This is a genomic window from Bartonella sp. P0282 (assembly GCF_048452985.1).
Classification (GTDB): Bacteria; Pseudomonadota; Alphaproteobacteria; order Rhizobiales; family Rhizobiaceae; genus Bartonella; species Bartonella choladocola.
The window spans coordinates 161,346-181,824 of the sequence record NZ_WTFO01000002.1; the positions used below are offsets into that span (position 1 = coordinate 161,346).

Here is a 20,479-nt window from a genome sequence, read left to right on the forward strand (position 1 = left end):
TTCCACATCCGCAAGGATGGAAACGAGCTTTGGATTGAACCCTTTTCCTGACAGTTCGGTGGCTGTCAGGAAACGGGTTTAAACCGTTCAAGGACATGACATTAGAATCAACGATTGGATGGTTGGTCGTCGGTCTTTGAGAAAACAAGGCGCTCCGGTTGCATGGGGGTTGCCAATCAACATCCGGTTCCGGATGTCTGATGTAAAACGAGTAAAGTGTAGATCGCTATGATCTACTTGAACTGGTTCGCTTTAAGCGAATTAATGATGTATTGTTCTTAAGGAGTGAAAGCTCCTGAAAGGCACAAATCGAGGAGCGACGATGGCTCAGACCCTTTCATTTAATGGTCGCAGGCGCGTGCGCAAGGTATTCGGAAAGATTCCCGAAGTGGCCAAGATGCCGAACCTTATTGAGGTTCAAAAGGCTTCTTATGACCAATTCCTGATGGTTGATGAACCAAAAGGGGGAAGAAAAGACGAAGGCTTGCAAGCAGTATTCAAGTCGGTATTTCCGATAACGGATTTTTCGGGTGCATCCATGCTCGAATTCGTCCGTTACGAATTTGATCCACCAAAGTTCGACGTTGAAGAATGTCGGCAGCGCGATCTTACATATGCGGCACCTCTCAAGGTAACGCTGCGTTTGATCGTATTTGATATTGATGAAGATACCGGTTCCAAAGATATTAAAGATATCAAGGAGCAAGATGTCTATATGGGCGATATGCCCCTTATGACAGATAACGGTACGTTTATCGTCAACGGTACGGAACGTGTTATCGTATCCCAGATGCACCGCTCACCGGGTGTATTCTTCGATCACGATAAGGGAAAATCCCATTCTTCCGGCAAACTGTTGTTTGCTGCTCGTATCATTCCATATCGTGGTTCATGGCTCGATATTGAATTCGATGCCAAGGATATTGTTTACGCACGTATTGATCGGCGCCGCAAGATACCTGTCACAAGTATTCTGATGGCGCTCGGAATGGATGGACAGGAAATCCTGTCGACATTCTATAATACGGTTACTTTCAAGCGTGCCAAAGATGGTTGGCGCATTCCTTATTCGGCTGAACGCTATAAGGGAATGAAGTTGCTGGCTGATCTTGTTGATGCCGATACGGGTGAAGTTGTAGCACAGGCAGGCAAAAAGCTCACAGCTCGTGCGGCAAAGCAACTTGTCGAAAAAGGGTTGAAAGAGATCAAGGCAACAGAAGACGATCTTTATGGCTCCTATCTGGCCGAAGATATTGTCAATTACGAAACCGGTGAAATCTATCTTGAAGCCGGTGACGAGATTGACGAAAAGACTCTTCAGATTTTGCTTGACCAGAATGTTGACGAAATCAATGTTCTCGATATCGACCATGTCAATATCGGCGCATATATTCGCAACACACTCGCGGCTGACAAAAATCAGAGCCGGCAGGATGCATTGTTCGATATTTATCGTGTTATGCGCCCTGGTGAACCGCCCACACTTGAAACAGCCGAAGCGATGTTCAATTCGCTGTTCTTTGATCCGGAACGCTATGATCTTTCGGCCGTCGGTCGTGTCAAGATGAATATGCGTCTTGATCTTGATTGTCCGGATACGATCCGCATTTTGCGCAAAGAAGATATTCTGGCAGTTGTCAAGACACTTGTCGAACTGCGTGATGGTCGTGGTGAAATCGACGATATTGATAACCTCGGTAACCGTCGCGTCCGCGCTGTCGGCGAATTGATGGAAAACCAGTATCGTATCGGTCTGTTGAGGATGGAACGCGCCATCAAGGAGCGTATGTCTTCAATCGAGATCGACACGGTTATGCCGCAAGATCTTATCAATGCAAAACCGGCTGCTGCTGCTGTGCGTGAATTCTTCGGTTCGTCGCAGTTGTCGCAATTTATGGATCAGACCAATCCGCTTTCGGAAATTACCCATAAGCGGCGTCTGTCGGCATTGGGACCGGGTGGCCTTACCCGCGAGCGTGCCGGTTTCGAGGTTCGCGACGTGCACCCGACCCACTATGGTCGTATCTGCCCGATCGAAACACCGGAAGGTCCGAATATCGGTCTTATCAACTCGCTTGCAACATTTGCCCGTGTCAACAAATATGGATTTATTGAAAGTCCGTATCGCAAGATCATTGATGGCAAGGTTACACGCGAAGTCGTTTATCTTTCGGCTATGGAAGAGTCCAAGCACTATGTGGCACAGGCAAATTCCAACCTGTCGGATGACGGCAAATTTGTTGATGAATTCGTCGTTTGTCGTCATGCCAACGAAGTGTTGATGGCACCGCGCGAGAATATCGACCTCATGGACGTTTCGCCGAAGCAGTTGGTTTCTGTTGCTGCAGCGCTTATTCCGTTCCTCGAAAACGACGACGCGAACCGCGCTTTGATGGGCTCCAACATGCAACGTCAGGCTGTGCCTCTGGTTCGCGCCGAAGCACCGTTTGTCGGAACCGGTATGGAACCGATCGTTGCTCGTGACTCCGGTGCAGCCATTGCAGCCAAACGTGGTGGCATTGTCGATCAGGTTGACGCAACGCGTATTGTTATTCGTGCAACACAGGATCTCGACCCGACCAAATCGGGTGTGGATATTTATCGTTTGCACAAATTCCAGCGCTCCAACCAGTCGACCTGTATCAACCAGCGTCCTTTGGTTCGCGTTGGCGACCATATCGAGAAGGGCGATATCATTGCTGATGGTCCGTCGACCGATCTCGGTGATCTGGCTCTTGGTCGTAACGTTCTCGTCGCGTTTATGCCATGGAACGGCTATAACTACGAAGATGCTGTTCTATTGTCCGAACGGATGGTTGCAGAAGATGTATTCACCTCGATCCATATCGAGGAATACGAAGTCTCTGCCCGTGATACGAAACTTGGACCGGAAGAGATCACACGTGATATTCCGAATGTTTCGGAAGAAGCTCTGAAAAACCTCGATGAAGCCGGCATTGTTTATATCGGTGCCGAAGTTCAACCTGGTGATATTCTCGTTGGCAAGATCACACCGAAGGGTGAAAGCCCGATGACACCGGAAGAGAAGCTCTTGCGAGCCATCTTCGGTGAAAAGGCTTCCGATGTTCGTGATACGTCAATGCGTATGCCTCCGGGGGCATTCGGTACAGTCGTTGAAGTTCGTGTTTTCAATCGCCACGGCGTTGAAAAGGACGAACGTGCAATGGCTATCGAACGCGAAGAAATCGAGCGTTTGGCGAAAGACCGTGATGACGAACAGTCCATTCTGGACCGCAGCGTTTATGCACGCCTTGTCGATATGCTGAATGGAAAAACAGCTATTGAAGGGCCTAAGGGCTTCAAGAAAGGCACAAGCCTTACTGAAGCCGTCATGAAAGAGTTTCCGCGTTCACAGTGGTGGCAATTCGCCGTTGAGGATGAAAAGCTTCAGGGTGAAATCGAAGCATTGCGCAAGCAATACGACGAATCCAAGGATGCTCTCCAGCGTCGCTTCATGGACAAGGTTGAAAAAGTCCAGCGTGGTGACGAAATGCCTCCGGGCGTCATGAAGATGGTCAAGGTTTTTGTTGCTGTTAAGCGCAAAATCCAGCCGGGTGACAAGATGGCCGGTCGCCATGGTAACAAGGGTGTTGTTTCGCGCATTCTGCCGATTGAAGACATGCCGTTCCTTGCAGATGGTACACATGCCGATATCGTGTTGAACCCTCTGGGCGTTCCGAGCCGAATGAATGTCGGGCAAATTCTCGAAACCCACCTTGGTTGGGCTTGTGCCGGTATTGGCAAGCAGATAGGCGATTTGTTGGAAGCTTATCGCAAAGGCGGAGACATCAAGCCGTTACGTCAACGGATCGAGGATATTATTCCCGATAATGACCGTAACGAGCCGATCCGCGAATACGATGATCCAAGCATTGTTCGCCTTGCCGACCAGATGAGCCATGGTGTGTCGATTTCGACACCGGTTTTCGATGGTGCACATGATGCCGACATCAACGAGATGTTGAAAGAAGCAGGACTTGCAACATCGGGTCAGGTTCAACTGTTTGATGGCCGTACCGGTGAACCTTTCGATCGTCAGGTGACAGTGGGCTATATTTACATGCTCAAACTGCACCATCTGGTTGATGACAAGATTCACGCCCGTTCGATCGGACCTTACTCGCTTGTTACCCAGCAACCGTTGGGTGGTAAAGCACAGTTCGGTGGTCAACGTTTCGGCGAGATGGAGGTCTGGGCACTTGAAGCTTATGGTGCCGCTTACACCTTGCAGGAAATGCTGACAGTGAAGTCTGACGACGTTGCCGGACGTACCAAAGTTTACGAAGCTATTGTTCGTGGCGATGATACGTTTGAAGCCGGCATACCGGAAAGCTTCAACGTTCTGGTTAAGGAAATGCGGTCTCTTGGGCTTAATGTCGAGCTTGATGATACGCGTGAATTATTGGCTCAGCAGCAAAACTTGCCGGATGCAGCCGAGTAATCGGAAAGGTGCGCCCAAGAGGGCGCACCTCCATTGGCTTTTGTTAAGTCGAACAAATAGATTTCTACTGAGATAGGTTTTTGTTTATCAATGGACAAAAATGACTATCGCAACGGGTTTTAGATAAAACCCCTGAAGGAGAACGGCATGAACCAAGAGGTCATGAATCTTTTCAATCCTCAGGCGCCTACACAGACGTTTGATTCCATCAGGATATCAATCGCCAGCCCTGAGAAGATTCTGTCCTGGTCTTATGGCGAAATCAAAAAGCCTGAGACCATTAACTACCGTACGTTCAAGCCAGAACGTGACGGGCTTTTCTGCGCACGTATTTTCGGGCCGATCAAAGATTATGAATGTCTGTGCGGCAAATACAAGCGCATGAAATATAAAGGCATTATTTGCGAAAAATGCGGTGTTGAAGTTACTCTTTCACGTGTTCGCCGCGAGCGTATGGGGCATATCGAACTTGCTGCTCCAGTCGCACATATATGGTTTTTGAAATCACTGCCGAGCCGTATCGGTACACTTCTTGATATGACTCTCAAGGATATTGAGCGTGTTCTTTATTTCGAGAACTACATTGTTACCGAACCCGGATTGACTTCGCTCAAAATGCATCAGCTTCTTTCCGAAGAAGAATATATGATGGCGGTTGACGAATTCGGGCCGGACCAGTTTACCGCTCTGATCGGTGCAGAAGCGATCTACGAGCTGCTCGCAGCAATGGATTTGCAGAAAATAGCTGCCGATCTGCGTGCGGAACTTGCAGAGACGACATCGGATTTGAAAATCAAGAAATTGATGAAACGTCTGAAAATCGTCGAGAATTTCATCGAGTCCGGAAATCGTCCGGAATGGATGATTATGAAGGTTATTCCGGTTATTCCGCCGGATTTACGCCCGCTGGTTCCACTTGATGGTGGCCGTTTTGCGACATCCGACCTTAACGACCTCTATCGTCGCGTTATCAACCGTAACAACCGTTTGAAACGTTTGATCGAACTTCGCGCACCCGGCATTATCGTACGCAATGAAAAGCGTATGTTGCAGGAAGCTGTCGATGCTCTGTTCGATAATGGTCGTCGTGGACGTGTCATTACCGGTGCCAATAAGCGGCCGCTGAAATCGCTTTCGGATATGCTGAAAGGCAAGCAGGGACGTTTCCGTCAAAACCTGCTTGGTAAGCGCGTCGATTATTCCGGTCGTTCGGTTATCGTCACAGGTCCTGAACTGAAGTTGCATCAATGCGGCTTGCCGAAAAAAATGGCTTTGGAACTGTTCAAGCCGTTTATTTACGCACGCCTCGATGCAAAAGGTTTTTCTTCAACCGTAAAACAAGCCAAGAAGCTCGTTGAAAAAGAACGTCCGGAAGTTTGGGATATTCTCGAAGAGGTTATCCGTGAACACCCCGTTCTTTTGAACCGCGCTCCGACGTTGCACCGTTTGGGTATTCAGGCTTTTGAACCGACCCTGATCGAAGGTAAAGCCATCCAGCTTCATCCGCTGGTTTGTACCGCTTTCAACGCGGATTTCGATGGCGACCAAATGGCTGTCCACGTACCGCTGTCGCTTGAAGCCCAGCTTGAAGCCCGCGTCCTGATGATGTCGACGAACAATATTCTGCATCCTGCCAATGGCGCGCCGATTATTGTTCCCTCGCAAGATATGGTGCTCGGCCTTTATTACCTGTCGATTGTTTGCGAACATGAACCGGGTGAGGGCATGGCGTTTGGTGATATGGGTGAATTGCAACATGCGTTGGATAGCAAAGTTGTAACGCTTCACACAAAGATCAAAGGCCGCGTTAAAAGTGTTGACGCCGATGGCAATATTGTCTCGAAAATTTACGACACAACACCGGGACGGCTTATCATCGGTGAAACATTGCCGAAAAATCCAAACATCAAGTTCGATATCGTCAATCAGGAAATGACCAAAAAGAACATTTCCAAGATGATCGACCATGTTTACCGTCACTGCGGGCAAAAAGAAACAGTGATGTTCTGCGACCGCATCATGTCTTTGGGCTTTGCCAATGCTTGCCGTGCCGGCATTTCGTTCGGTAAGGACGATATGGTTATACCGGAAAGCAAAGCAAGACTGGTTCAGGAAACCGAGGCTTTGGCCAAGGAATATGAACAGCAATATAATGACGGTCTTATTACACAGGGCGAAAAGTACAACAAGGTTGTCGACGCTTGGGGTAAATGTACCGATCGTGTTGCCGACGAGATGATGAAACGTATTCAGGCGGTTGAATTCGATCCCGTAACAGGACGTCAAAAACCGATGAATTCGATTTACATGATGTCCCACTCCGGTGCTCGTGGATCGCCGAACCAGATGAAGCAGTTGGGCGGTATGCGCGGCTTGATGGCTAAACCTTCGGGCGAAATCATCGAAACGCCGATTATCTCCAACTTCAAAGAAGGCCTGACTGTGAACGAGTACTTCAACTCGACACACGGTGCCCGTAAGGGTCTTGCCGATACAGCCTTGAAGACTGCGAACTCCGGTTATTTGACGCGCCGTCTTGTTGACGTTGCTCAGGATGCTATCATTTCCGAGGTTGATTGCGGAACGGATAAGGGCCTGACAATGCAGGCGATCGTCGATGCCGGTCAGGTTGTTGCCTCTCTCGGCCAACGTATTCTTGGTCGTACCGCACTTCATGATATTATTCATCCGACTACGGGTGAAGTTATCGTTGAAGGCGGCCGCATGATCGAGGAAGCAGACGTTGCCAAGATTGAAGCTGCCGGTATCCAGTCTGTCCAGATCCGTTCGGCACTGACTTGCGAAACCCGCGTCGGGGTTTGCGCCAAGTGCTATGGTCGTGATCTCGCACGTGGTACACCTGTCAATCAGGGTGAAGCAGTGGGTGTTATTGCCGCACAGTCTATCGGCGAACCCGGTACACAGTTGACAATGCGTACATTCCACTTGGGTGGTACCGCACAGGTTGTTGATACTTCATATCTGGAAGCATCCTATGAAGGTAAGGTTGAACTGCGCAATCGTAAGGTTGTTCGCAATTCTGAAGGCCATCTGGTCGTTATGGGCCGTAATATGGCTATCCTTATCAAGGATGAAAATGGCAAGGAACGTGCTTCCCACCGTATTACCTACGGTGCCCGCATCTTCGTCGATGATGGCGATGTGGTTAAACGCGGCCAACGTATTGCTGAATGGGATCCGTATACCCGTCCGATCATGACTGAAGTCGAGGGCTATGTCGGGTTCGAGGATATGCTTGACGGTCTGTCTGTTACAGAGACAACCGATGAATCAACCGGTATCACCAAACGTCAGGTTATTGACTGGCGCGCCAACCCCCGTGGTGCAGAACTCAAACCTGCCATTGTTATCTATGCGGATAAGAAGGGCAGCAAGATTGCCAAGCTCTCGAAGGGCGGTGATGCGCGTTACATGATGTCGGTGGAAACCATTCTTTCGGTTGAACCCGGTGCTCATGTCAAAGCCGGTGACGTGATCGGACGTCTGCCGATGGAAAGCGCCAAGACCAAGGATATTACCGGTGGTCTTCCGCGTGTTGCCGAGCTTTTTGAAGCCCGTCGTCCAAAGGATCATGCCATTATTGCTGAAATTGATGGTACAATCCGCTTTGGACGCGACTACAAGAACAAACGGCGTATCACGATCGAACCGAATGATGACACGGTCGAGCCTGTCGAATATCTTATTCCGAAGGGCAAGCCGTTCCATCTGCAGGATGGTGACCAGATAGAAAAGGGTGATTACATCCTTGACGGTAATCCGGCACCGCATGATATTCTGGCAATCAAGGGCGTGGAAGCATTGGCTTCCTATCTCGTCAACGAGATCCAGTCGGTTTATCGTCTTCAGGGTGTTGTGATTAACGATAAGCATATCGAAGTCATTGTTCGCCAGATGCTGCAAAAAGTCGAAATTACCGATTCCGGTGATTCTGGCTATATTCCGGGTGACAATGTCGACCGGATCGAGCTTCAGGAAGTCAATGATCGGCTCATCGAAGAAGGTAAGAAACCGGCAAGCGGTAATCCTGTCTTGTTGGGTATTACAAAAGCTTCGTTGCAAACGCCGTCGTTTATTTCGGCTGCTTCCTTCCAGGAGACAACACGCGTGCTTACAGAAGCTGCGGTTGCCGGAAAGATGGATACCTTGCAGGGCTTGAAGGAAAACGTTATCGTTGGTCGTCTTATCCCTGCCGGTACAGGTGGCACAATTGCCCAAATCCGTCGTATTGCCACAGCTCGTGACGATTTGATCGTTGACGAACATCGCAAGGCAAATGGCGGCGATAAAGCAAATGCGATGTTGTCGGATATGACACATACGGCTGCTGAATAAGCCCACTATTTGGCTGGTTTTGGAAAAAAGAAAAGCCCGACTTAACGGTCGGGCTTTTCTGTATATTAATGTTTAAATCGGTCTATTAATGTTTAAAAAAATTCGGGCTTGAAAGAGGAAAGCCGGTTTTTAGAAAGAAATTGTCCGATCAGTTATCATTTCAGATATTCGGAAATCTCGATGAGATTCAAATCTGGGTCACGTATGTAAACGGAAAGGATTTTCCCGTTCGCTCCGGTGCGCTCGACAGGACCTTCAACAATAGGACAGTTGCTCTTTTTCAGTTGAGTAATGACCATGTCTAGCGGAAGTTTTGATATGAAACAGAGATCGAGACTACCCGGAACGGGTAGGTGAGCTTTCGGTTCATATTCCTTGCCATATTGATGGAGATTGATCTTCTGATTGCCGAAGCGGAGTGCAAAACGGTTTTCTCCGAAAACTTCGAGTTTCAGTTGCAAAACGTCGGTATAAAAGCGTTTGGTCGCTTCCAAATCGATACAGGTCATAACAATATGGTCAATGTGGTCTATAAACATAGAGAGTCTCCGGAATAGTTTGTTTCTTGATGATTGTTCGGAATATAGGCAGAAATCGTTCCCGATAAAGTGGATGACATCATTTCATTATGATGAATATTTATCTCTTCGTTATCTATTCCAATATAGGGATGCGAATTTTTTAAAATAATGTTTGATGGTTGTCTAAGAGAAAATAGCGACATCATTTTTGAAATGGTTTTTAAGTAATTTTTATTTGTTTTTATGTATTATTGTTCAAAAAAATATGAAATCACTGAAAAAACAGGAATAAAACCGGTTTTAACTTTGAAAATTTTTAGCAATAGCAATGTCATTATTTTTTTATGAAACAGTAATGCTTTTATTGGAGGTATTTTTGCCTCTCCAGCGATTGTAAAAGAGGCCATACGCCGTAACCGAAAAATTGTGATGACAAATGGCAAATTTTTTAAATCCGTTTTTATAGATACTGGTCATGTGTCCGGTGCATTTCAGCTTGTTGGAAAAGAGCGAGCAAAAGCGAGAAGCGTTAATGAACGAGGGAGGCGATAAAGTCGGTAAAGCCGCGCTACAAAATCCGGAACGTTCGACAAATCGGGGCTTTGATTTATCAATGTCCCCGTTGATGTTGGCAAAATCATTCACCTGAAGGATCATCGCCGTCTGGAAAGGATCAATGGTCCTCTTCATCGTGATGGTGGTCGCCGATTTCGATATTTGCATCGTCGAGAGTAAGCTCGTGACGCTCGCATGTCTGGTACATCCAATTGGTAAATTTTACTTTCAAACCATTCAGAGAATAAAGATCCGTGTAATAGATACGGTTGGTGGCCATACACCAGGGAACGTCTTTTTCTTCAATGCCCGATTGTTTGTGGAGAAGTTCGGTAACGTATTGAATTCCTTCCTCGCAATCAGGCGTTCTGCAATAATTTTTGTCCTGTGCAAACGCATATAGTTCGGAACGTCCGAGCCGGTCGACGAGGTAGTTGAATGACAAGGGAATGGCGACAATGACGAGTACAATAAAGCCGATGATCCATTTTTTTTTCTTCATGATGGCATACTTCAGAAGGAGTACTCTTGAACGATAAAGATTGGTCGGTTTCTATCATAAACGGGTTTTGCAGGTTCATATAGAGCATAATTGCATCACTGTTTTAAAAAATACTGCATGAATCGGGTTGGCTTTGTTTTGAAACGCTATATAGGGTTGATCTATTTTCAGTGTTCCGCTTAATGATTTTATTAACTGTTGACGGGGAAGGCCGGTTTCGCAACCGGTTATTTATGTTAAACGGGTTTGCAAGTTTCTGGCGAAAGTTTTCATTATCGGTTGTTTTGCCCGCTATGTTAAACATATAATTGATTTCAACAATATTTGTTTTGCAGCTATCCGCTATTGCACCATCGGTTTGCAAAACTATTGTGGAAAACAAAGAGGGATAGATGAGGGTTCGTGAGGTTTTTGATCGTACCCTGTTTAGTTGACTTATGCATGAATATTATTCAATCGGTGAACTGACAAGGGAATTCGGTGTAACGACGCGAACATTGCGCTATTATGAAGATCAGGGGCTTATTGTTCCGATGCGTCGGGGGCGTACACGGCTTTACACCGAGCTTGATCGCCATCGTCTTCAACAAATATTCAGAGCCAAGCGGCTCAATTTTTCGCTTGCCGAAATCGCCTCGCTCTTGACAGTTACAACAGCTCCACTTGATGAGGCAATAAAGGTCGAGAATGTCTTGCACGATATCAAGGAAAAACGCGAAGATCTCAAACAGATGCGTCGGGACATTGATGAATCATTACACGAGCTTGAGCGTATTGAGGAAATATGTTTCGAGCGTTTGGCCGAACGCGATGTCAATCGTTAGAAGTCCGGCAACCGGTTGTCTTCCCCATGGTTTTAGCGTGCCATCTAATCAAGTTTATTTACAATTCCTGCCCAACATTCATTGACCGGTTTTTGTAGCCTTTCATCTGTTTCTGTTATTTCTCCTTTAGACAATGGAGAAATCAGTTTTCCTGCTTCGATTTTGTCAAACACACAAGTGCAAAAATCGGAACATAAGTGGCCGTTTGGTTGACTTTGACGACATTCGCTGACGCAAGCTTTCTCCATTGGTGCCCTTAAGGCTTCGGGGGAAGGGGGAAAAACAGAAGAGATACAATAGAGGATAGCTAACAGAACAGGTTGGTGAACCAGATAAAATATGAGGCTGTGGCGCCCGATGAGCTGCAAGAATTTGTTGAGCCATTGTGGGCGGATGCCGTTTTGTAAATATGGCAATAGTTGAAAATTGTCGCAGATGCGGGCTGTTGTAAGCCCTAAAAGAGCTGCGCCAAACCACGGAAAAACCGGAACATAATCAAATGAGGGTCGGGGATAGCTCGAAAATCCGGTCCATAACAGATAAGGTGCGTTGAAAACATCGGATTTCAGTATGAACGGCAGTAGAACGAAAATAAAAATAGCCAAAAAATTCAACACAAGCGGCGTATGCAAAAATAGCAAGCCGATGACCGTCGCCACAGCTATTTCATGTAATATTCCGAAATAGATGAAGCCTTGCGGCATGATAAAATAGGTAACGATAGAAACAACAAAAGCAGCCAGTACGATGATCGACAAGCGTCGGAAATAGGTTGAAACGTGGAGTTGTTTTCCCTGTGCAAGAAAGAGACTGAAACCGGAAATAAACAGGAAGCAAAACGCGACAATACGCGCCAGAACGCGCAAACTGCCTTCCGCCGGAACTTGTGGGGCAATATAGGAAAAATAGCTCAAATCCCAACTGAAATGGTAAACCACCATGCCAATGAGTGCGAGCCCACGAATAAGATCAACCTTTTGTAATCGTATTTTAATGGTTTCAGGCTGGTTCATATCGGTATCCTTTGCTATCTATCTATCACAAAGTTTTTGCTTTGCTTGGGTAAATTAGCCTGTGTGTTCATTTTTCCTGTGGGTGGAACATAAAAAATGACCAGAATTGAAAAATTTTGCGACGTCGTAAAAAGCCGAAAATCAATTCGCGCTTATCTGGAAAAGGATGTCGACCGGAAGCTGGTGGAAGACATATTACAACTGGCTTCGCGCGCGCCTTCGGGAGCGAATATACAGGCCTGGCAAGTGATTGTCGTTCATAATGGAGCATTGAAAAAACTTGGCCGGAAACTTTTCGACATGTCGGTTTCCGGCATAAAAGAAGAATGTGAATATCAATTCTATCCCCGTTCGTGGCGTGAGCCTTATCTCGCGCGACGGCGTAAAGTCGGTTGGGACCTTTATCGGGCGCTTGGAATTGCACGTTCGGAAAGAAGCAAAATCGAACGCCAGCAGGCGAAAAATTTCATGTTTTTTGGAGCGCCTGTCGGTCTTATTTTCACAATGGATCGGGATATGGAACTTGGCAGTTGGCTGGATTTGGGAGGTTTTATCCAGACAATTGCATTGGTGGCGCGCAGTTTCGGCCTTGATAGCTGTATTCAGGCGGCCTTTTCCGAATATCATAACACAATATCGCAAGAACTGGATATTCCTCCCGAACGACAGGTCATTTGCGGACTTGCTCTCGGCTATCGTGATGAAAACGCGCCTGAAAATAATTTCCCGACCGAACGTGTGCCACTCGAAGAGTTTGTACGTTTTGTCGAGTGATGCCGGATTGTGTGTAAAGCGGGATATTTTGAGTTCCTGATGTTGGAACGCGCTCAAAAATTTTGTTGAAAATTATTTTTTTTAGTTTTTTTTTAATGTTGTCTATTTGCTGTTTCACCATTATAGCTTGAGACAATTCAGTTACAGGTTGATTGTTTTGTTATTTTATAGGTGCTTTATGGATGAAATCATTGAGAAATCTTGTTGGAGCATCGCTATAAAAGCAACGATAGCGCTTGTTGCTGTTATTTCCCTTATTTACCTTACAGTGGGTTTTTAAGCTTTATGTAGGGGAATTCCTGATTGTTGGACATTGACGTGTTCGATTAATTCCATGTTTCTTTCGGTCTTTGAACTCTTTAAAATCGGAATTGGTCCGTCGAGCTCGCACACAATGGGCCCGATGACTGCGGCCAATATGTTTCTTGAAGAGATATTGTCGGGTAATTGGCCAAAGCCGAGCCACTCGTCAATTGTGCATTTGCGAGCCTTTCTACATGGGTCGCTGGCTTTTACCGGCGTAGGCCATGCGACTGACAGAGCGGTCATTCTCGGCTTGTCGGGAGAGGCGCCGGCAACTGTCGATCCCGACGCGATGGATAGTATTGTTCGTCGTGTATACGAAAGCGGAGAGGTTCATCCGCATGGACATCCTGCATATCGTTTTTCTCCTGAAACGGATCTGATATTCGATTACAAGACGCCGTTGCCGGCGCATACCAATGGTCTGGTTTTTGAAGGCCTCGACGAGATGCAAAATGTGCTGTTGCGTCGCGTTTATTATTCTATCGGCGGCGGTTTCGTGGTGACAGAAGACGAAATAAACCGGATCGAGCACAACAGCAGTAACGATAGCTCTTCAGTGCCTTTTCCTTTCGCCACTGCGAAAGACATGCTTGATATGGCAACCCGATCAGGTTTGACAATCGCCGAAATGAAACGCGCCAATGAAGAAACACGTATGACGCGCAGCGATCTGGATGAGGGGCTCGACAAAATATTCCTCGTAATGAAAAGCTGTGTTGAACGCGGACTTGGTCATGAGGGAGAATTGCCCGGAGGTCTCCACATTAAACGTCGGGCAAAAAAGCTTTACGAGAAACTGATCGGTGACAGCAAAAAGAATCAGTTGAGCCCGTTGTCGGCAAATGATTGGCTGTCGACATATGCTATTGCTGTTAACGAAGAGAATGCAGCAGGAGGGCGCGTTGTTACAGCGCCCACCAATGGCGCGGCGGGCGTTATTCCGGCAGTGATCAGCTATTATTTGCGCTTTTGTGCCGATGCCAGTAAGAGCGGGGTTCGTGATTTTCTGCTCACCGCTGCAGCAATCGGCGGAATTATCAAATCCAACGCGTCGATTTCGGGTGCTGAAGTCGGGTGTCAGGGGGAGGTGGGTTCTGCTTCTTCTATGGCAGCCGCAGGCTTGACAGCCGTTTTGGGAGGTTCGCCCAAGCAGATCGAGAACGCGGCCGAGATTGCACTTGAACATCATCTCGGAATGACGTGTGATCCGGTTGCCGGTCTCGTTCAGGTTCCGTGCATCGAAAGAAATGCGATGGGAGCCGTCAAAGCTGTAACGGCTGCTTCATTGGCACTTCATGGTGACGGTCACCACTTTGTGTCACTTGATGCTTGCATAAAGACAATGAGGGAAACCGGACACGATATGAGCGATAGATATAAGGAAACCAGCAAAGGTGGCCTTGCAGTTAATGTGACGGATTGCTAAATCTTCAATTATGACGCTTCACATGGTAAAATTATGCGTTGGTTGTTCCTCGATTGAAGACCTCGCAGCCTGGGTTGATTTTCGGCTTGCCGAATTACGTTTGGCGGGAGAAAAGCCGGAACAGTATCATATTACCCGCATGGTTCCCAAAAAAAATGATGAACTCCTCGACGGGGGGTCGCTTTATTGGGTTATGAAAGGTAATATCCAGTGTCGACAAAAATTTCTGGACATCCGCCCGTTTACCGACGAGGAGGGAATTCATCGTTGTAAGCTTGTCCTTGATGACAAGATTATTCCGACAGAATGGCAGCCAAGACGTGCCTTTCAAGGGTGGCGTTATCTCAAGATAGATGAAGCACCCAAGGATGATTTGAACGGAAGCAAAAACCGCTTACCTCCTGCGTTGAGGCAGGAACTTGCAGATCTGGGGCTGTTATAATCTTTCGATGGAATGCGCAATCACACACCCGGTTTTTAACTGTTGGTTGAACCGAGGCGAAGTTTTACGCCGAACGACCCCCGCGGGCTTGCAACGCGCAAATGAACGCGAACCGGCGGCAAAGCCATGCGGCGGTTACGTTGCGTTTGGCAAATCAACAGACCGAGCAGGGACCGTGTGCCCAAGCCATTGGGCGTGGCTTTCAAACCGTGCAATTTCAAGGCTGCTTGCTGAAGCGACCGCAAAGTGAGTAACGGGTTCTCGAAATTGTGAGAACGGGCTTTTAACACCATATCAGTTGCATTTTCCATGGCTCAATTACCTTTTACGCAAAACTCGAAAATTGTTCTTGATTATTGTGTTATCGCATAGCAGTTAAAATTTGCTTTCTTTAAAACCGAACATGCGTCCCAGGCAGCTTTTTTTGAATTAAATCCGACGAACCGTGCGCGATAATAACGTTGGCCGTCTTTATCAAACACTTGAGTATAGGGTTTTGCGTTTGAAAGAGCGGAACGGGCGGCGTCGGAGGCATTGGAAAGCATGTCTGTTGCCTGTTGTTGATTGGGCAGGGAGCCAATCTGGATGGCCCAGCCATTTTGACCGGCATTCGCGGGAGCTGATGCGGTGATAACAGGATCAATAGCACCGGACCGGGCAGTTCCGGCTTGTGGTTTTGAAATGACCGCTTCGGTTGCTTCTTTTACGGCAGGTGCATTGGATTGGGATGTGCTCGCAAGTGCTGTCAAAACATCCGAAGCATTATCCGGTTTTTTGGCGGTTGGTGCGTCGGCGACTGCTGTACTTGTGTCGGCTGCGACATTTGTGACATCCGCTTTTGCAATAACCGCGATTTTATCGGCTTTGACATTCGGCATATTTGCTTTTGTTACCGGAATGGGAGCGTTATTGACTTCCGGTAAATCGTATTGGGTGGCAGCCATGAGCGGAGCGCGTGTTTTACCACGACTGGCTTCCGGCAGATAACGGCGTAAGAGTTCCGCCATATGCACATCACGCAATGCCGAGGAACGTCCTCCCATCACGACCGCAACAATGGAACGACCGTCGAGGCGCATGGACGTTGCCAGATTTGAACCCGACATACGGGTATAACCGGTTTTAATACCGTCAACGCCTTTCATATCGCGGACAAGGCGGTTATGACCGTTGATTGTTTGGCCGCGGAATTGAAAACTCGTTGTCTTGAACCAGTCATATTGCTTCGGGAAATGTTCACGCAAAGCGAGTGAAAGAATGGCGAGGTCACGGGCAGTCGAATAGTTTTGTTCGTCCGGTAAACCGGATGCATTGGCAAAATTGGTATTCATCATACCGAGCCTTCTTGCCTTTGCTGTCATAATCTGGGCAAAACGGGGTTCCGAACCGCCAAGATATTCACCGATAGCGGTTGCGACATCATTTGCCGATTTGGTTATCAAAGCTTTTGCGGCAAGTTCGGCAGGAATTGTCTGGCCGGCGCGAAAGCCGATTTTTGTGGGCGGACGCGAAGCAGCATAGGCCGAAACCGGAATTGGTGTGTTTGGCGTAACCCTTCCGGATTGCATAGCCTCGAAAAGCAGATAAAGCGTCATCATTTTTGTAAGGGAGGCCGGATAACGACGTGCATTTCCGTTTGCCTCGAACAAGGTTCTTCCGGTATTGGCATCAATCACTATTGCTGCATATTTATCGGCATAAGCACTCTGGGGAGCGGCTTTTGCACAAGTGATAGAAACAGAAAATACGAGTGTTGCAATGGCGGCTGTTCTGAAAAAATTAGCTACTTTTTGGTAGGCTTTTTGCACTTTGAATTACCCTTGATTTCGCCAAACAGAATGAGCGTCAGAGTAGGCTCTGCCGCTTCGGTTGCAGGAAGACTAATCCGACAGCGTTACCAATTTATTTATAAGGGCAAAATTTTTCTTGAATCTAAATAGTCGAAGCGGAACCTAAATGGTGGAAAATGATATAAAACTGTTATCAAACCCGCTATCCGAGGCCTTATAATCTGATAAAAATACATTACATAAATTGCATTCGATAGAGAAAGAAACGCAACAGTGATACAAAGCAAGTTTGAAAGATTAAGCGGCCATAATGATGAAAGAGCTGGCGATAATCCGGAAAATTTTGAAACCGGTATCGCTACCAAAACGCTTCCCAAGGTTAAAAAGCCGGACTTTTATCGCGTCCTTCTTTTGAATGATGATTATACGCCGATGGATTTTGTTATATTTGTTTTACAGAAGTTTTTCCGTAAAAATCGTGAAGACGCAACGCGTATTATGTTGAATGTTCATCACACCGGCGTTGGCGAATGCGGTGTTTATTCTTATGAAGTGGCAGAAACAAAGGTTGCACAGGTTATGGATTGTGCCCGCGAAAACCAGCATCCTTTACAATGCGTAATGGAAAGAAAGTGATCCCCCATGCCATCTTTCACAACCAGCCTTGAAAAGACACTCCATAGAGCACTCATGATAGCGAGCGACGCACATCAGGAATATGCGACGCTCGAACATCTTTTGCTGGCATTGCTTGATGATGTCGATGCTAAAGCAGTTATTCAGGCTTGCAATGTCGATATTGAACAATTGCGCTCGCGATTGACACAATATGTCGAGTCGGAACTTGATGCACAAATTGGCGACGACGAGGATACCAAGCCGACAAATTCGTTCCAACGTGTTATTCAACGTGCCGTAATTCATGTTCAATCGGCAGGGCGTGATATTGTTACCGGAGCAAATGTGCTTGTAGCGATTTTTGCCGAAAGGGAAAGTTTTGCCGCCTATTTTATGCAAGAACTCGGAATGACCCGTTATGACGCCGTGAACTTTATTTCTCATGGTATAGCGTCTGAAAATGGCGCCGCGAGTTTTCCGCTCGGTGGTGCCGATGACGAACTGCCCGGTAGTGAACAAGCAGCCGCAAAAGAAACAGATGCGTTATCGGCATATTGTATCAATCTTAATGAACGTGCCCGTCAGGGAAGAATTGATACGCTCATCGGTCGCAATAAAGAAATTGCGCGGACAATCCAGATTTTGTGTCGTCGTTCAAAAAACAATCCGCTTCTCGTCGGTGATCCCGGCGTTGGCAAGACGGCAATTGCCGAAGGCTTGGCAAAACGCATTGTTGATGGTGAAGTGCCTGAAGTTTTGAACGATGCAACGATTTTTTCCCTTGATATGGGAATGCTGGTCGCCGGTACCCGTTATCGCGGTGATTTTGAAGAACGTCTCAAACAGGTCGTTAAGGAGCTTGAAAACTATAAGGGTGCTATTCTTTTTATCGACGAAATCCACACCCTTATCGGAGCAGGGGCAACGTCGGGCGGTAGTATGGACGCTGCCAATTTGTTAAAACCGGCACTTTCTTCGGGGCTTATCCGTTGCATCGGTTCGACCACCTATAAGGAATATCGCCAAATATTTGAGAAAGACCGTGCATTGGCGCGCCGCTTCCAAAAGATAGATGTCAACGAGCCTTCGATTGATGATGCGATCGAAATATTGAAGGGTTTGAAGCCATATTTCGAGAACTTCCATAAGATCAAATACACCGATGAAGCGATGAAAGCATCTGTCGAACTTTCTTCGCGTTATATGTCTGACAGAAGATTGCCCGATAAGGCTATTGATGTGGTCGACGAAACCGGTGCTGCGCAAATGCTTTTGCCGAAAGATAAGCGGAAAAAAACCATTGGCGTCAAGGAAATAGAGGAAACAGTCGCAACAATGGCGCGCATTCCTCAAAAGACTGTATCGCGTGATGACCGCAAGACGCTGGCAAATCTCGAAAAAGAGCTGAAAAGTGTCGTTTACGGGCAGGATAAGGCAATTTCAGCTCTTGCAGCCTCTATCAAGCTCGCCCGTGCCGGTCTTAGAGAGCCTGACAAGCCGATTGGCAGCTATCTGTTTTCCGGTCCTACAGGGGTTGGAAAAACCGAGGTTGCAAAACAGCTTGCGGCTTCACTCGGAATCGAATTGTTACGCTTTGACATGTCGGAATATATGGAACGGCACACTGTTTCACGGCTGATTGGCGCACCGCCCGGATATGTCGGTTTCGATCAGGGCGGGTTGTTGACCGATGCCGTCGACCAAAATCCTCATGCTGTGCTTTTGCTTGACGAGATAGAGAAAGCCCATCCCGATCTTTATAATATTCTGTTACAGGTCATGGATCATGGCAGGCTCACCGACCATAATGGCAAAGAGATTGATTTTCGCAACATCATTCTCATCATGACAACCAATGCCGGTGCTGCGAATATGGCAAAATCCGCAATCGGCTTCGGAAAAACAGAACGCGAGGGCGATGATGTCGAAGCAATCAACCAGCTTTTTCCGCCCGAATTTCGTAATCGTCTTGATGCTATTATTCCGTTTGCACCGTTGTCGGAACCGATTATCCATCAGGTTGTGCAGAAGTTTATTTTGCAACTCGAAGCACAGCTTGCCGACCGCGATATTACGTTTGAACTAAGTGCGGCTGCCACAAAATGGTTGGCCAATAAGGGGTATGACTCACATATGGGAGCGCGCCCGTTATCGCGTGTCATTCAGGAATATATCAAGAAACCTCTTGCTGAAGAAATACTATTCGGCAAGCTGCGTCACGGTGGAACAGTCAAAGTAATGACTGATGAAAACGATAAGAACAAGCTTGCCTTGAAGATAATCAGCAACGAAACACAGGCAAATAAAAAACAGACCCGATCAATAAAAACGGATAAGCGACGGGTTAAAAAAACGACACCAGCCGATTAAGAAAAACCTGACCGACTGTTTGAATGATCGGTCAGGTTTTTTAGAATAATTTCAACTATTAGCCAGGTAAAAGAGAACCCGAAAAAACAGCTTTTTATAAGGCTGCACGGATTTTTGCTGCCGATTGTTCCAGTGTTTTGGCGTCAACCGGTTCACCACTGTGGGGTTTTAGCGGCACATTTTCAAAACGTGGAATGACATGAAAGTGAAGATGGAAAACTGTTTGGCCGCTCGCCGGTTCATTGAACTGCATAACTGTAACGCCATCCGCATTGAAGGCCTTTTTTACGGCCTTGGCAATTTTTTGCACGACCTTGATGACTTTGGAGAGCGTTTCGGGATCGGCATCCAAGAGATTGCGTGAACCTTTACGCGGGACGATAAGAGTATGTCCCTTTCCCTGCGGCATCACATCCATGAAGGCGACAACATCATTATCTTCATAGACCCGTATCGAAGGAATATCCCCACGAATCAATTTTGCGAAAATATTATTTTCGTCATAGACCTGTTGCATTTT

Annotated in this window: 14 protein-coding genes; 8 read left to right on the top strand and 6 right to left on the bottom strand. The window is 47.0% G+C overall.

Annotation, left to right across the window (positions count from 1 at the left end):
- Positions 1-322 precede the first annotated feature (322 nt).
- Both rpoB and rpoC read left to right on the top strand, forming a co-directional pair.
- Positions 323-4,462 carry a DNA-directed RNA polymerase subunit beta gene (rpoB, locus tag GQS64_RS06105; RefSeq protein WP_198230989.1) on the top strand — a complete coding sequence of 1,380 codons (4,140 nt, stop codon included), beginning with the start codon at positions 323-325 and terminating at the stop codon, positions 4,460-4,462.
- Positions 4,463-4,609: 147 nt separating this feature from the next.
- Positions 4,610-8,818, top strand: coding sequence for a DNA-directed RNA polymerase subunit beta' (gene rpoC / locus GQS64_RS06110; RefSeq protein WP_077991865.1), 4,209 nt, complete (start codon positions 4,610-4,612; stop codon positions 8,816-8,818).
- A 155-nt stretch (positions 8,819-8,973) separates the two neighbouring features.
- On the opposite strand, the gene GQS64_RS06115 is transcribed toward rpoC, so the two are convergent.
- Both GQS64_RS06115 and GQS64_RS06120 read right to left on the bottom strand, forming a co-directional pair.
- Positions 8,974-9,357 (bottom strand): VOC family protein, encoded by a 384-nt coding sequence (locus GQS64_RS06115; protein ID WP_198230990.1) that lies wholly within the window; start codon positions 9,355-9,357, stop codon positions 8,974-8,976.
- A 655-nt stretch (positions 9,358-10,012) separates the two neighbouring features.
- Positions 10,013-10,396, bottom strand: coding sequence for a hypothetical protein (locus GQS64_RS06120; protein ID WP_198230991.1), 384 nt, complete (start codon positions 10,394-10,396; stop codon positions 10,013-10,015).
- Between the two features lie 437 nt (positions 10,397-10,833).
- On the opposite strand from GQS64_RS06120, the gene GQS64_RS06125 reads away from it, so the two are divergent.
- Positions 10,834-11,220 (top strand): MerR family transcriptional regulator, encoded by a 387-nt coding sequence (locus tag GQS64_RS06125; RefSeq protein ID WP_077991873.1) that lies wholly within the window; start codon positions 10,834-10,836, stop codon positions 11,218-11,220.
- A gap of 44 nt (positions 11,221-11,264) precedes the next feature.
- Here the strand turns inward: GQS64_RS06125 and GQS64_RS06130 are convergent, their stop codons facing one another.
- A complete protein-coding gene (locus tag GQS64_RS06130) occupies positions 11,265-12,233 on the bottom strand; it encodes a DUF1624 domain-containing protein (protein WP_198230992.1) in 969 nt (322 codons plus the stop codon).
- Between the two features lie 96 nt (positions 12,234-12,329).
- Between GQS64_RS06130 and GQS64_RS06135 the strand changes: the two genes are divergently transcribed.
- From GQS64_RS06135 to GQS64_RS06145, 3 genes are all read left to right on the top strand, one after another.
- Complete coding sequence (locus GQS64_RS06135) at positions 12,330-13,007, top strand: nitroreductase (RefSeq protein WP_198230993.1); 678 nt, start codon at positions 12,330-12,332, stop codon at positions 13,005-13,007.
- Positions 13,008-13,341: 334 nt separating this feature from the next.
- The gene (locus tag GQS64_RS06140) at positions 13,342-14,739 is read left to right on the top strand and encodes an L-serine ammonia-lyase (protein ID WP_198230994.1); all 1,398 of its coding nucleotides are present in this window, start codon (positions 13,342-13,344) and stop codon (positions 14,737-14,739) included.
- Positions 14,740-14,749: 10 nt separating this feature from the next.
- Positions 14,750-15,181 (top strand): DUF1489 family protein, encoded by a 432-nt coding sequence (locus GQS64_RS06145; protein ID WP_198230995.1) that lies wholly within the window; start codon positions 14,750-14,752, stop codon positions 15,179-15,181.
- A gap of 35 nt (positions 15,182-15,216) precedes the next feature.
- On the opposite strand, the gene GQS64_RS06150 is transcribed toward GQS64_RS06145, so the two are convergent.
- Together GQS64_RS06150 and GQS64_RS06155 are read right to left on the bottom strand one after the other, a co-directional pair.
- Positions 15,217-15,492: a hypothetical protein gene (locus GQS64_RS06150; protein WP_198230996.1), complete on the bottom strand. Its 276-nt coding sequence runs from the start codon at positions 15,490-15,492 to the stop codon at positions 15,217-15,219.
- Between the two features lie 42 nt (positions 15,493-15,534).
- A complete protein-coding gene (locus tag GQS64_RS06155; RefSeq protein WP_198230997.1) occupies positions 15,535-16,989 on the bottom strand; it encodes an SPOR domain-containing protein in 1,455 nt (484 codons plus the stop codon).
- A 255-nt stretch (positions 16,990-17,244) separates the two neighbouring features.
- Here GQS64_RS06155 and clpS point away from each other — a divergent pair, with 255 nt between their 5' ends.
- Together clpS and clpA are read left to right on the top strand one after the other, a co-directional pair.
- Entirely contained in the window at positions 17,245-17,607 is a 363-nt protein-coding gene (gene clpS / locus GQS64_RS06160; RefSeq protein WP_369805229.1) for an ATP-dependent Clp protease adapter ClpS, read from the top strand.
- Between the two features lie 6 nt (positions 17,608-17,613).
- On the top strand, positions 17,614-19,959 hold the full coding sequence (clpA, locus tag GQS64_RS06165; protein WP_198230998.1) for an ATP-dependent Clp protease ATP-binding subunit ClpA: 2,346 nt from the start codon (positions 17,614-17,616) through the stop codon (positions 19,957-19,959).
- A gap of 94 nt (positions 19,960-20,053) precedes the next feature.
- Here the strand turns inward: clpA and GQS64_RS06170 are convergent, their stop codons facing one another.
- The gene (locus GQS64_RS06170; protein WP_198230999.1) at positions 20,054-20,476 is read right to left on the bottom strand and encodes an HIT family protein; all 423 of its coding nucleotides are present in this window, start codon (positions 20,474-20,476) and stop codon (positions 20,054-20,056) included.
- Positions 20,477-20,479: the final 3 nt, after the last annotated feature.

Excerpts from the sequence above, each read along its gene's own strand:
- rpoC (WP_077991865.1), top strand. The coding sequence starts at position 4,610 with ATGAACCAAGAGGTCATGAATCTTTTCAATCCTCAGGCGCCTACACAG.
- GQS64_RS06125 (WP_077991873.1), top strand. The coding sequence starts at position 10,834 with ATGCATGAATATTATTCAATCGGTGAACTGACAAGGGAATTCGGTGTA.
- GQS64_RS06140 (WP_198230994.1), top strand. The coding sequence starts at position 13,342 with ATGTTTCTTTCGGTCTTTGAACTCTTTAAAATCGGAATTGGTCCGTCG.
- clpA (WP_198230998.1), top strand. The coding sequence starts at position 17,614 with ATGCCATCTTTCACAACCAGCCTTGAAAAGACACTCCATAGAGCACTC.
- rpoB (WP_198230989.1), top strand. The coding sequence starts at position 323 with ATGGCTCAGACCCTTTCATTTAATGGTCGCAGGCGCGTGCGCAAGGTA.
- GQS64_RS06135 (WP_198230993.1), top strand. The coding sequence starts at position 12,330 with ATGACCAGAATTGAAAAATTTTGCGACGTCGTAAAAAGCCGAAAATCA.
- GQS64_RS06170 (WP_198230999.1), bottom strand. The coding sequence starts at position 20,476 with ATGCAACAGGTCTATGACGAAAATAATATTTTCGCAAAATTGATTCGT.
- GQS64_RS06130 (WP_198230992.1), bottom strand. The coding sequence starts at position 12,233 with ATGAACCAGCCTGAAACCATTAAAATACGATTACAAAAGGTTGATCTT.
- GQS64_RS06115 (WP_198230990.1), bottom strand. The coding sequence starts at position 9,357 with ATGTTTATAGACCACATTGACCATATTGTTATGACCTGTATCGATTTG.
- GQS64_RS06150 (WP_198230996.1), bottom strand. The coding sequence starts at position 15,492 with ATGGAAAATGCAACTGATATGGTGTTAAAAGCCCGTTCTCACAATTTC.
- GQS64_RS06145 (WP_198230995.1), top strand. The coding sequence starts at position 14,750 with ATGACGCTTCACATGGTAAAATTATGCGTTGGTTGTTCCTCGATTGAA.
- GQS64_RS06120 (WP_198230991.1), bottom strand. The coding sequence starts at position 10,396 with ATGAAGAAAAAAAAATGGATCATCGGCTTTATTGTACTCGTCATTGTC.